Origin of the sequence: Streptomyces sp. NPDC057307 (assembly GCF_042667665.1) — a bacterium.
Taxonomy (GTDB): Bacteria; Actinomycetota; Actinomycetes; order Streptomycetales; family Streptomycetaceae; genus Streptomyces.
Genome location: NZ_JBHUZM010000196.1, coordinates 1 through 11,455 on the forward strand (window position 1 = coordinate 1; position 11,455 = coordinate 11,455).

Genomic DNA, 11,455 nt, shown 5'->3' on the forward strand with positions numbered 1-11,455 from the left:
ATCTTCGTGAAGGGCGAGGTCATCAAGACGGTCCCCGAATCGAAGATCGTCGAGACCCTCATCGAAGAAGCCATGAAGATCGCCGAACAGATGGAGAAGGACGGCATCGCCTCCGGCGAGCCCGAGGTCTCCATCAGCTGAGAATCGGCCGGCCGGTGACCGGACGCCCGCTGACCGGCCCGTGGCTTCTCGGAGCCGTACGCCGAGCGTCGTCCGCGCCGTCCGTGCCTGGCCTCCGTAAGGGCCCCGCACCCCACGCCTCCGGGCGTCCGGGGAGCGGGGCCCTTACGTGTGCGCGGCGGGCCACAGACGTGGCGGGTACAGTGCGGAGAATCAGCAGACGTATGGTGAGGCCCCTCTCGTGTTGACGCAGACCACCACTCGGGTCCTCGACCCAGGCGAACTCGGCGCCGCGCTCGCCATTCTTGAGAGTGAGCCCGTCGCGAACGCGTTCGTGGCTTCGCGGGTCCAGGCGGCGGGACTCGACCCCTGGCGCCTCGGCGGCGAGATGTGGGGCTGGTACGCGGACGGGCGACTGCGCTCGCTCTGTTACTCCGGCGCCAACCTGGTGCCGATCTGCGCCTCCCCCGAGGCCGTACGGGCCTTCGCGGACCGCGCCCGCCGTACGGGGCGCCGCTGCTCGTCGATCGTCGGCCCCGCCGAGCCCACGGCCCTCCTCTGGCGGCTCCTGGAGCCCAACTGGGGCCCCGCCCGCGAGGTGCGCGCGAACCAGCCCCTGATGGTCACCGAGCAGGTGCCCGACACGGTGCGGCCCGACCCCCTCGTACGCCGCATCCGTAAGGAGGAGCTGGAGACGATCATGCCGGCGTGTGTGGCGATGTTCACCGAGGAGGTCGGCGTCTCGCCGCTGGCCGGCGACGGCGGGCTGCTCTACCAGGCGCGTGTGGCCGAACTCGTAGGAGCGGGGCGGTCGTTCGCCCGTATCGACGACGGCAAGGTGATCTTCAAGGCGGAGATCGGCGCGGCCACGTCGCACGCCTGTCAGATCCAGGGCGTCTGGGTCGCCCCCGAGTTCCGTGGCCGGGGCCTCTCGGAGAGCGGCATGGCAGCCGTCGTACGGTACGCGCTCGCCGACGTCGCCCCCGTCGTCAGCCTCTACGTGAACGACTACAACACCCCGGCCAGGGCCTCCTACCGACGGGTCGGCTTCCGCGAGGTGGGCGCCTTCATGAGCGTCCTCTTCTGAAAGTAGGGTTCGGCCATGTCGAGCGTGCCGAGCTTCCACGGGAGCGACTCCCGGATCCCCGACGTACGCGTCGGGCCGATCGACCTCGCCGCGCGCGTGGACGAGGCGCTGGCCGTACAGGCGCTCGCCTTCGGGCTGAGCGAGGGCGAGATCGGTGTACGGCGCCAGATCGTGCTGCGGCACCTCCTCGCGCCCGGTGCGCGCGCCTACGGGGCGGTGACGGCGGAGGGGCGGCTGGCGGGGTTTGTCTACGGCATGCCGAACGACCGCGCCCACTGGTGGTCCACGGTCGTCGAGCCGTATCTGCGCTCCGCGGGCTCCGACAGCTGGCTCGACGACTCCTTCGTGATCACCGAACTGCACGTCCACCCCGCGTACCAGGGCCGCGGCATCGGGCGCACCCTGATCACCACCATCACGGACCTCGCCCCGCAGCCCCGCTCGATCCTCTCCGCGATTGACACCGAGAGCCCCGCCCGCGGCCTCTACCGCACCCTCGGCTACCAGGACCTGGCACGCCAGGTCCTCTTCCCCAGCGCCGCCAAGCCGTACGCCGTGATGGGCGCTCCGCTCCCGTTGCGGCGGCGCTGAGCGCCGTACGGCGCGCGATTACTGATTTCCGCCTGCCGGTGTGCCCCGGCTAACCTCCTGCCAACACCCGAGAAGAAACGCAGGAGTGCTCCCCATGTCCCAGGTCCAGCGCATGTCCCGTTTGATGGCCAAGACACTGCGCGACGACCCGGCGGACGCGGAGACCCTCAGCCACAAGCTTCTGGTCCGCGCCGGGTACGTACGCCGCACCTCCGCCGGCCTCTGGAGCTGGCTGCCCCTCGGTAAGAAGGTCCTCGACAACATCTCGCGCGTCGTACGCGAGGAGATGGACGCCATCGGGGCACAGGAAGTACTGCTGCCGGCGCTGCTTCCCAAGGAGCCCTACGAGGCGAGCGGCCGCTGGGACGAGTACGGCGACCTCCTCTTCCGTCTCAAGGACCGCAAGGGCGGCGACTACCTGCTCGGCCCGACCCACGAGGAGATCTTCACCCTGGTCGTCAAGGACCAGTGCACGTCCTACAAGGACCTGCCGGTGATGCTCTACCAGATCCAGACGAAGTACCGGGACGAGGCCCGCCCCCGCTCCGGCGTACTGCGCGGCCGTGAGTTCCAGATGAAGGACTCGTACTCCTTCGACACCACGGACGAGGGTCTCGCCGAGTCGTACGCGCTCCACCGCGCGGCGTACCAGAAGATCTTCGCGCGCCTCGGGCTCGACTACCGCATCGTCTCCGCCATCTCCGGCGCCATGGGCGGCTCCGCGTCCGAGGAGTTCCTGGCCCCGGCCGCCGCCGGCGAGGACACCTTCGTCGACTGCCCCAACGGCGACTACGCCGCCAACACCGAGGCCGTCACCTTCACCACCGAACCCGTCGACGGATCGGCGCACGGGGCACTGGAGGAGCTGGACACCCCCGACACCCCGACCATCGAGACGCTGGCCACGTTCCTGGGCGTACCGGCCTCGGCCACGTTGAAGAACCTGCTGGTGAAGGTCGACGGCGAGATCACCGCCGTCGGCGTCCCCGGCGACCGCGAGGTGGACCTCGGCAAGCTCGGTGAGCACCTGGCGCCCGCCGTCGTGGAGCTGGTGACGGCCGAGGACTTCGAGGGCCGGCCCGAGCTGGTACGCGGCTACGTCGGCCCGCAGGGGCTGAAGGTCCGCTACATCGCCGACCCCCGCGTGGCGCCCGGCACGGCCTGGGTCACCGGCGCGAACAAGGCCGACACCCACGCGCGCAACGTCGTCTGCGGGCGCGACTTCGAGGTGGACGACTACCTCGACGTCGTGGTCGTCGAGGAGGGCGACCCCTGCCCCGTGTGCGGCGCCGGTCTCAAGCTGGGGCGCGCCATCGAGATCGGTCACATCTTCCAGCTGGGCCGCAAGTACGCCGACACCTTCCAGCTCGACGTGCTCGGCCAGCAGGGCAAGCCGGTCCGGGTGACCATGGGGTCGTACGGCATCGGCGTCTCCCGCGCCGTCGCCGCGCTCGCGGAGCAGACCGCCGACGAGAAGGGCCTGTGCTGGCCCCGGGAGATCGCCCCGGCGGACGTGCACGTCGTCGCGGCGGGCAAGGCCCTCCAGACGGAGCTGGCGGTCGACGTCGCGGAGCAGCTGGGCGCGGCGGGGCTGCGCGTGCTGGTCGACGAGCGGCCCGGCGTCTCGCCGGGTGTGAAGTTCACGGACTCGGAGCTGATCGGCGTTCCGAAGATCCTGGTCGCGGGGCGCCGTTCGGCCGAAGGCGTGCTGGAGCTGAAGGACCGCCGTACCGGGGAGCGCGAGGAACTCACCGTCGCCGAGGCGATCGCGCGTCTGACGGCGACGGTCTGACCGCCACCGCCACCGCCACCGCCGACGTCTGACGGCCGACGCCGCCCTTCCCGCGCGCGGCGTCGGAACGAGCGCGGCGGGATGCGGGGGAGTACGACGCGATACGGGGCGGGTGGGCCGGTCCAGGTGATGGGCTCACCCGCCCCGTGGCCGCTCCCGCCGCTACAGCCAGTCCGCGAACTCCAGCAACAGTTCCGCGTCTTGGCGGCGGCCGGCCTCCAGCGCGCGGACGCCCGACTCCACCGCGCGGAAGAGCGTCCAGCCCCGCAGTCGCTCACGGTCGATGTCCAGCGAGTCGGCCAGCTTGTTCACGCGCCGCCGCGTCGCCGACGCGCCCGAGGCCGCCGCGACGAGGTCCTCCACCCGGTCGCGTACCAGCCGCGCCAGGTCGTACGCGCGCTCACCCACCACGGGCACGGGGCCGACCGCGAGCCACGGTGCCCGGTCGCCGGACAGCACCTTGCCCTGGCGGAACGCACCGTGGAGGAGCATCAGCTCCGCCGGCCCGCCCGCGAGCAGTTCCTCGCGCGCGTCCAGCGCCGCCGAGACGAGCGGAAGGACCTGCGGGTCCGTCGCGGCCCGCATCGCCACCGCCTGGCCCGCAGTCCGCTCGGCGACCGTTTCGAAGCCGTGGTCGGCGACCGGCTCGACCCACAACTTCCGCACCGTTCCGGCCGCTTCGAGCAGTGCCTTGGCCTCGGGCAGGGAGCGCAGCGACGTCTCGTTGTGGAGCCGTTCCAGAAGCAGCGCACCGTCGGAGCCCGAGATGAGCTCCACCGAGCCCCAGCCCTTCCAGTGCGTCAGCGCCGCCCGCTCCGGCCCCGGAGCCGCGAACGGCGGGGCCACCTTGAGCGCGGCCGGTGCGCCGTCGGGGCGCCGTACAAGCACCACCAGACTGCTCCCGCCGCCCGGCGCCACCACCCGCTCGACCGTCAACCCCCGCCGCTCCACCGCCTCCTGGGCGATCCCGGGCAGCTGCCCGAGCCACTCTCCGGCCACGGACTCCCCGTACGTCTCGCTCAGGGTGCGCACCAGCCGCTGCGGCGGTTCGAAAGCCATACGTGCCTAGATCCCTTTCGGAGCGAGCGGGCTCACAACCGCTCGGCGAGCCCAGGAAAGGCTACGCCGCTGCCTCGCCAGCGCACCGCCCGCACCGCCGCCTCGCGCAGCGCCCCCGCGGCGTCCTGGCGCAGCGGCCCCTCGGCGGCCCGTACGAGGTCCGAGTAGACCCCCGCGATCCGGTCCTCCAGGTCGGCTGCGAGCCGTACGGCGGCGGCCGAGTCGGGCACCTGGAAGGGCAGGGCGTACGCGGCGGCCGCCGCGACCGGCTTCCCGCCGAGATCGCGCACCGTACGCGCGAGACTGTCGCGCCGTGCACGGTGCGCGTCGTAGGCGTTTGTCGCCTCCGGGCGGCGTTCGTCGCCCACGCGGCCGCCGACGACGCCGTACCCGTACACCGCGGCGTGCTCCGCGGCGAGGGCGGCCTGGGCGGCGTCCAGCGCACGGTCGCTGCTCACGAGGGGGATCCTTCCGTCAGCAGGAACGCGTGGGCGGCGCCGGCCGCGGCGAGGGAGGCCAGCAGCCGGGCGAGCTCCGGCGGGGCGTGGACCAGCGCCTCGGCGTGCGCGTCGGCGGCACGGCGCTCGGCCGCGGCCAACTCCCTGACAGCGGTGCCGGCATCGGCGGAGACGGACGGCGTGGGCCCGGTGTCCCCGACGGCCGTCCCGAGAGACGCGGACGGCGACGTGGACGCGGATACGGATACGGATACGGATACGGACGGCGACGGCTTCGCCGACTCGCCCTCCTTAGGAGGGGGCGGCGACAGCGCGGTGACATGCCGCGCGACGGCGCCCCGCAGCGGCGTCAGCCGCGTCGCCTGTTCCGGATGCCGATCGAGTACCGCGTCGTACCGCCGCAGGAGTTCACGGCTCGTGCGGGTGGACTTCGCCCGTAGCGCCTTCGCGGCCCTGACGGCCGCCGCGCTCGCCGAGCCCTCCGATTCGCCGCCTTCGTCCCTACCGGAGCAGGCGGTCAGCAGACCCCCTGTCGCGGCCCCCGCCGCCAAGAGCGCACCCCTCCGTGTCGTCCCCGTGCGCCCCACGCGTGTCTCCCTCGGGCCTCGCAGTGATCACCGCAGGCGAGCGTACCTGCGGGTCAGCCTCGGGTGGACGGCAACACCCCCCGCGACCGGATACCCTTTGCCTGACACGCGACGATCCCACAACAGCACACACGCGGCCGAGGAGTCACCCGGATGAGCACCACCCACAGCGAGAGGCTGCGCGGACTGCTGGAGCCGCTCGTCGGCGCGAAGGGCCTGGATCTCGAAGAGATCGAGGTGTCCCGGGCGGGCAGGCGTCGTGTGCTGAGGATCGTGGTCGACTCCGACGACGGCGTGGACCTGGACGCGTGTGCCGAGCTGAGCCGCACCATCTCCACGACTCTCGACGAGACGGACGCGATGGGCGAGGACGAGTACCAGCTCGAAGTGACCTCCCCAGGAGCCGACCGCCCGCTGACCGAGCGCCGTCACTACGTACGCGCCGTCGGCCGTCTGGCGAAGATCCAGCTTCACGAGGGCGACGAATTCGTGGCCCGCGTTCTCGCGGTGGACGAGGAAGGGCTCGACCTCGAAGTACCGGGTGTGAAGGGGCGCAAGCCGACCGCCCGCCGGGTCGAGTTCGCGTCGATCGCCAAGGCGCGTGTGGAGCTCGAGTTCAACCGCAAGGACAAGAAGGAAGAGGAGGCGTAGCCATGGACATCGACGTAAAGCTCCTGAAGGGCTTGGCACAAGAGAAGGAGATCCCCTTCGACCTGTTGGTCGAGGCGATCGAATCCGCCCTCCTCATCGCCTACCACCGCACCGAGGGAAGCCGCCGTCTCGCCCGCGTCGTCCTCAGTCGCGACAACGGTCATGTAACGGTGTGGGCCAAGGAGGACCCGTCGGAGCTGGAGGAGGGCCAGGAGCCGAAGGAGTTCGACGACACCCCGTCGGACTTCGGGCGCATCGCCGCCACCACGGCGCGGCAGGTCATCCAGCAGCGGCTACGGGACGCCGAGAACGACGTCACCTTCGGTGAGTACGCGCGCCGTGAGGGCGACGTCGTCGCCGGCCAGGTCCAGCAGGGCAAGGACCCCAGGAACGTCCTCGTACGGCTGGACGACAAGCTGGAGGCCATCCTCCCGGTGCAGGAGCAGGTGCCGGGCGAGGAGTACACGCACGGTCTGCGGCTGCGTACGTTCGTGGTCCGCGTCGCCAAGGGCGTACGGGGCCCGTCGGTGACCCTGTCGCGTACCCACCCCAACCTCGTGAAGAAGCTCTTCGAGCTGGAGGTCCCGGAGATCGCGGACGGCTCCGTGGAGATCTGCGCGATCGCCCGTGAGGCGGGGCACCGTACGAAGATTGCCGTACGGTCCACCCGCTCCGGTCTCAACCCCAAGGGCGCCTGCATCGGCCCCATGGGGTCGCGGGTGCGCAACGTGATGGCGGAGCTGCACGGCGAGAAGATCGACATCGTCGACTGGTCGGACGACCCGGCCGAGATGGTCGCCAACGCACTGTCGCCGGCCCGCGTCAGCAAGGTCGAGGTCGTCGACCTCGGGGCCCGTTCCGCGCGAGTGACGGTGCCGGACTACCAGCTGTCGCTGGCGATCGGCAAGGAAGGGCAGAACGCCCGTCTCGCCGCCCGCCTCACCGGCTGGCGCATCGACATCCGGCCCGACACGGAGCAGACCGACGGGGCGGACGACGCGGGGGACAACGGGGCCGCCGCGGGAGGCCGGTCGTCCCGCGGCGACCGGGGCTGACCCGGCGGCACGGGCGGGTACGGGGCCACGCCCCGACGGCACCGTACGGGGCGAGCCCGGCGGGGTACGGCACGGTGCGGCGGCACGAGCCCGTTCACGTACGGCGCGGCGGCGACCACCTCACGGCCCTCCGGATCGCTGCAGCCGCCCGCCGCGGGCGGCCTGTCACCGGCCCGCGGCCGACCCGGCACCGTTGCCGCCGTCGATCCGTCGGCCGCACAGTATCCGGCCATCGGGCAGCACCCGTCGGCCACCGTCGGTCGCGGCCGGCCGACGTCGATCAACGCCGTCCGGGGCGTGCGACGTGCGGCGACGTGGGACGACGGACTGTGCGGAGATCAACCGAATCTTTTTGGCCAGCAAGCGTTCGACCATTGCCCCAAAGGGGTGAGGGCAACGCGGGGAGGTAGACTTAGACATGTCTGGCCGGACGCACGCCCGCGCCTGCCCTGAGCGAACCTGCGTGGGATGCCGGGAGCGAGCGGCCAAGAGCGATCTGCTGCGCATCGTGGTGGTCGAGGGTGCTTGCCTCCCTGATCCACGCGGTACGCTGCCCGGCCGGGGCGCGTATGTACACCCCGCCTCGTTCTGTCTCGATCAGGCGGTCCGCCGCCGGGCGTTTCCCCGGGCCTTCAAGGTCAAGGGACCGCTCGACAGCACGGAACTGCTGCTCCATGTCGAGCAGGCAGCAATGCACGAAGACGTACGGCACGGAACCCCGTGCGGTTCAGGTACCTCGCGAGTTGGAAGTAGGTCGAGATTGCGATGAGCACTCGATGAGTACGCGATGAGTACGCCCATGAAGTAGCGACGGTCCGGCGGTAACCCGGACCTAAAAGGAGCGAAGTGGCTAAGGTCCGGGTATACGAACTCGCCAAGGAGTTCGGCGTGGAGAGCAAGGTCGTCATGGCCAAGCTCCAAGAACTCGGTGAATTCGTCCGTTCGGCGTCGTCGACGATCGAGGCGCCGGTTGTACGCAAATTGACTGATGCTTTGCAGGGTCCCGGCGGCAACGCCGCGAAGCCCGCAGCGAAGCCCGGGGCGCCCCGCAAGGCGAGCCCCGCCAAGCCCGCCGCGCCCTCCCCGGCGCAGGCGGCACGTCCGGCTGCTCCCAAGCCCGGTGTCTCGGCTCCCAAGCCGGCCGCCGCCGAGGCCCCGCAGAGCAGCACCCCTTCCTCTCCGGCTCCGGCCGCGACGCCCGCCTCCGGCCCGCGTCCCGGTCCGAAGCCCGCAGTGTCGAAGCCCGCCCCGGCTCCGGTGCCCGCGGCCGAGTTCTCGGCCCCGGCTCCGGCCCAGCCGGCGCCTCCGCAGGCGCCCCAGGCCCCGCAGTCCCCGGCGGCCCCGCGCTCCGGTTCGGCCACCCCGGGGCCCCGCCCCGCCGGTGGTCCCGCCGCCCGTCCGGCTCCGGCCGGCGGTCAGCGCGACGGCGGCCGTGACGGTGGCCGCGGCGGCGAACGCCCCGCGCGTCCCGCGGGTCAGGGCGCCCGTCCGGGTGCTCGTCCGGCGGGTCCCCGTCCGGGCAACAACCCCTTCACCTCGGGTGGTTCCACCGGAATGGCGCGCCCGCAGGCGCCCCGTCCGGGTGGCGCCCCGCGTCCCGGCGGTGCCGGTGCGCCTGGTGGTCCGCGTCCGCAGGGCGCCGGTCAGGGCGGTCCCCGTCCGCAGGCCGGTGCCGGTGGCCAGGGCGGTCGCCCGAGCCCCGGTGGTATGCCGCGTCCGCAGTCCCCGCGTCCCGGCGGCGCTCCCGCCGGTAACCGTCCGAACCCGGGCATGATGCCGCAGCGTCCCGCCGCGGGTCCGCGTCCCGGCGGAGGCCCCGGCGGAGGCCGTGGTCCCGGTGGGGCCGGTCGGCCCGCCGGTGGTGGCGGTGGCGGCGGTCGTCCCGGTGGCGGCGGCGGTTTCGCCGGTCGTCCCGGTGGCGGTGGCGGCGGCGGTGGCTTCGCCGGTCGCCCGGGTGGCGGCGGCGGTGCTCCGGGTCGTCCCGGTGGCGGCGGTTTCGGTGGCGGCGGTGGCCGTCCCGGTTTCGGCGGACGTCCGGGTGGTCCCGGCGGCCGTGGTGGAACACAGGGCGCGTTCGGCCGCCCCGGTGGACCGGCCCGTCGTGGCCGTAAGTCGAAGCGGCAGAGGCGCCAGGAGTACGAGGCCATGCAGGCCCCGTCGGTAGGCGGCGTGATGCTGCCGCGTGGCCAGGGACAGGTTGTCCGGCTGTCGCGCGGTGCGTCGCTCACCGACTTCGCGGAGAAGATCAACGCCAACCCGGCGTCGCTCGTCGCCGTGATGATGAACCTCGGCGAGATGGTCACTGCCACGCAGTCCGTCTCCGACGAGACCCTGCACGTGCTCGCCGGCGAGATGAACTACGTCGTCGAGATCGTGAGCCCGGAGGAGGAGGACCGCGAGCTTCTCGAGTCCTTCGACATCGAGTTCGGCGAGGACGAGGGCGGCGAGGAGTTCCTCGTCGCGCGTCCGCCGGTCGTGACCGTCATGGGTCACGTCGACCACGGTAAGACCCGGCTGCTCGACGCCATCCGTAAGACGAATGTCGTCGCGGGTGAGGCCGGCGGTATCACGCAGCACATCGGCGCGTACCAGGTCGCCACCGAGGTCAACGACGAAGAGCGCAGGATCACCTTCATCGACACCCCGGGCCACGAGGCGTTCACCGCCATGCGTGCCCGTGGTGCCAAGTCCACCGACATCGCGATCCTCGTGGTGGCGGCGAACGACGGTGTGATGCCCCAGACGATCGAGGCGCTGAACCACGCCAAGGCGGCCGACGTGCCGATCGTGGTCGCGGTCAACAAGATCGACGTCGAGGGCGCGGACCCGACCAAGGTGCGCGGTCAGCTGACCGAGTACGGCCTCGTGGCCGAGGAGTACGGCGGCGACACCATGTTCGTCGACATCTCCGCCAAGCAGGGTCTGAACATCGACAGCCTGCTGGAGGCCGTGGTCCTCACGGCGGACGCCTCGCTCGACCTCCGGGCCAACCCGGAACAGGACGCGCAGGGTATCGCCATCGAGGCGCACCTCGACCGCGGTCGCGGCGCCGTCGCCACCGTGCTCGTCCAGCGCGGCACGCTGCGCGTCGGTGACACGATGGTCGCCGGTGACGCGTACGGCCGTGTCCGGGCGATGCTCGACGACAACGGCAACAACGTCGAGGAAGCGGGTCCCGCGACCCCCGTCCTGGTCCTGGGACTCACCAACGTCCCCGGCGCCGGCGACAACTTCCTCGTCGTCGACGAGGACCGCACCGCGCGGCAGATCGCCGAGAAGCGTGCCGCTCGTGAGCGGAACGCGGCGTTCGCCCGCAAGGGCGTCCGGTTCTCCCTGGAGAACCTGGACGAGGCCCTCAAGGCCGGCCTGGTGCAGGAACTCAACCTCATCATCAAGGGCGACGCGTCCGGTTCGGTGGAGGCTCTCGAGTCCTCGCTGCTCCAGCTCGACGTCGGTGAAGAGGTCGACATCCGGGTTCTGCACCGCGGCGTCGGTGCGGTCACGGAGTCCGACATCGACCTGGCGATGGGCTCCGACGCCATCGTCATCGGCTTCAACGTGCGCGCCGCGGGGCGTGCCTCGCAGATGGCCGACCGCGAGGGTGTCGACGTCCGCTACTACTCGGTGATCTACCAGGCCATCGAGGAGATCGAAGCGGCCCTCAAGGGCATGCTCAAGCCGGAGTACGAGGAGATCGAGCTCGGTACGGCGGAGATCCGCGAGGTCTTCCGCTCGTCCAAGCTCGGCAACATCGCCGGTGTTCTCATCCGGTCCGGCGAGGTCAAGCGCAACACCAAGGCCCGGCTCGTCCGCGACGGCAAGGTCATCGCGGAGGACCTCAACATCCAGGGTCTGCGCCGCTTCAAGGACGATGTCACCGAGATCCGCGAAGGCTTCGAGGGCGGTATCAACCTCGGAAACTTCAACGACATCAAGATCGACGACGTCATCGCGACGTACGAGATGCGCGAGAAGCCGCGCGGCTGACGTACGCCGGTGGTGTCCACCACCGCGTGACTGACGTGACGCGGTGCCGATGCCGCCCGGGTCCTGCT

At 71.6% G+C, this 11,455-nt stretch carries 10 protein-coding genes and 1 pseudogene; 8 read left to right on the forward strand and 3 right to left on the reverse strand.

The window, feature by feature from the left end; genetic code table 11:
• The 4 genes and pseudogenes from ACFUN8_RS34960 to ACFUN8_RS34975 form a co-directional block, all read left to right on the forward strand.
• Nucleotides 1–141 (forward strand): annotated as a pseudogene (locus ACFUN8_RS34960) (4-hydroxy-3-methylbut-2-en-1-yl diphosphate synthase); the annotation flags it as partial.
• 220 nt (nt 142–361) lie between these two features.
• Nucleotides 362–1,207 carry a GNAT family N-acetyltransferase gene (locus ACFUN8_RS34965; RefSeq protein ID WP_383646822.1) on the forward strand — a complete coding sequence of 282 codons (846 nt, stop codon included), beginning with the start codon at nt 362–364 and terminating at the stop codon, nt 1,205–1,207.
• 15 nt (nt 1,208–1,222) lie between these two features.
• The gene (locus ACFUN8_RS34970; protein ID WP_383646825.1) at nt 1,223–1,798 is read left to right on the forward strand and encodes a GNAT family N-acetyltransferase; all 576 of its coding nucleotides are present in this window, start codon (nt 1,223–1,225) and stop codon (nt 1,796–1,798) included.
• 94 nt (nt 1,799–1,892) lie between these two features.
• Nucleotides 1,893–3,590, forward strand: a complete 1,698-nt coding sequence (locus tag ACFUN8_RS34975; RefSeq protein ID WP_383646827.1) for a proline--tRNA ligase — start codon at nt 1,893–1,895, stop codon at nt 3,588–3,590.
• A 162-nt stretch (nt 3,591–3,752) separates the two neighbouring features.
• On the opposite strand, the gene ACFUN8_RS34980 is transcribed toward ACFUN8_RS34975, so the two are convergent.
• The 3 genes from ACFUN8_RS34980 to ACFUN8_RS34990 are packed head-to-tail and all read right to left on the reverse strand — an operon-like array spanning nt 3,753 to nt 5,694.
• Nucleotides 3,753–4,649, reverse strand: a complete 897-nt coding sequence (locus tag ACFUN8_RS34980) for an aminoglycoside phosphotransferase family protein (protein WP_383646830.1) — start codon at nt 4,647–4,649, stop codon at nt 3,753–3,755.
• Nucleotides 4,650–4,681: 32 nt separating this feature from the next.
• Nucleotides 4,682–5,107 (reverse strand): ferritin-like domain-containing protein, encoded by a 426-nt coding sequence (locus ACFUN8_RS34985; protein WP_383646832.1) that lies wholly within the window; start codon nt 5,105–5,107, stop codon nt 4,682–4,684.
• A complete protein-coding gene (locus ACFUN8_RS34990) occupies nt 5,104–5,694 on the reverse strand; it encodes a hypothetical protein (protein WP_383646834.1) in 591 nt (196 codons plus the stop codon). The genes ACFUN8_RS34985 and ACFUN8_RS34990 overlap by 4 nt, the downstream gene beginning before the upstream one ends.
• A 153-nt stretch (nt 5,695–5,847) precedes the next feature.
• Between ACFUN8_RS34990 and rimP the strand changes: the two genes are divergently transcribed.
• The 4 genes from rimP (at nt 5,848) to infB (ending at nt 11,387) form a co-directional block, all read left to right on the forward strand.
• Nucleotides 5,848–6,345 (forward strand): ribosome maturation factor RimP, encoded by a 498-nt coding sequence (rimP, locus tag ACFUN8_RS34995; RefSeq protein ID WP_382565053.1) that lies wholly within the window; start codon nt 5,848–5,850, stop codon nt 6,343–6,345.
• 2 nt (nt 6,346–6,347) lie between these two features.
• The gene (gene nusA, locus ACFUN8_RS35000) at nt 6,348–7,400 is read left to right on the forward strand and encodes a transcription termination factor NusA (protein WP_383646837.1); all 1,053 of its coding nucleotides are present in this window, start codon (nt 6,348–6,350) and stop codon (nt 7,398–7,400) included.
• 418 nt (nt 7,401–7,818) lie between these two features.
• Nucleotides 7,819–8,169, forward strand: coding sequence for a YlxR family protein (locus ACFUN8_RS35005; protein ID WP_382565056.1), 351 nt, complete (start codon nt 7,819–7,821; stop codon nt 8,167–8,169).
• A 77-nt stretch (nt 8,170–8,246) separates the two neighbouring features.
• Nucleotides 8,247–11,387 (forward strand): translation initiation factor IF-2, encoded by a 3,141-nt coding sequence (gene infB, locus ACFUN8_RS35010; protein ID WP_383646839.1) that lies wholly within the window; start codon nt 8,247–8,249, stop codon nt 11,385–11,387.
• The last annotated feature ends 68 nt before the right edge of the window (nt 11,388–11,455 follow it).

What these genes read in the sequence shown, in the direction of transcription:
- ACFUN8_RS34970 (WP_383646825.1), top strand. Translation starts at nt 1,223, where the DNA reads ATGTCGAGCGTGCCGAGCTTCCACGGGAGCGACTCCCGGATCCCCGAC.
- ACFUN8_RS34975 (WP_383646827.1), top strand. Translation starts at nt 1,893, where the DNA reads ATGTCCCAGGTCCAGCGCATGTCCCGTTTGATGGCCAAGACACTGCGC.
- ACFUN8_RS34980 (WP_383646830.1), bottom strand. Translation starts at nt 4,649, where the DNA reads ATGGCTTTCGAACCGCCGCAGCGGCTGGTGCGCACCCTGAGCGAGACG.
- rimP (WP_382565053.1), top strand. Translation starts at nt 5,848, where the DNA reads ATGAGCACCACCCACAGCGAGAGGCTGCGCGGACTGCTGGAGCCGCTC.
- nusA (WP_383646837.1), top strand. Translation starts at nt 6,348, where the DNA reads ATGGACATCGACGTAAAGCTCCTGAAGGGCTTGGCACAAGAGAAGGAG.
- ACFUN8_RS35005 (WP_382565056.1), top strand. Translation starts at nt 7,819, where the DNA reads ATGTCTGGCCGGACGCACGCCCGCGCCTGCCCTGAGCGAACCTGCGTG.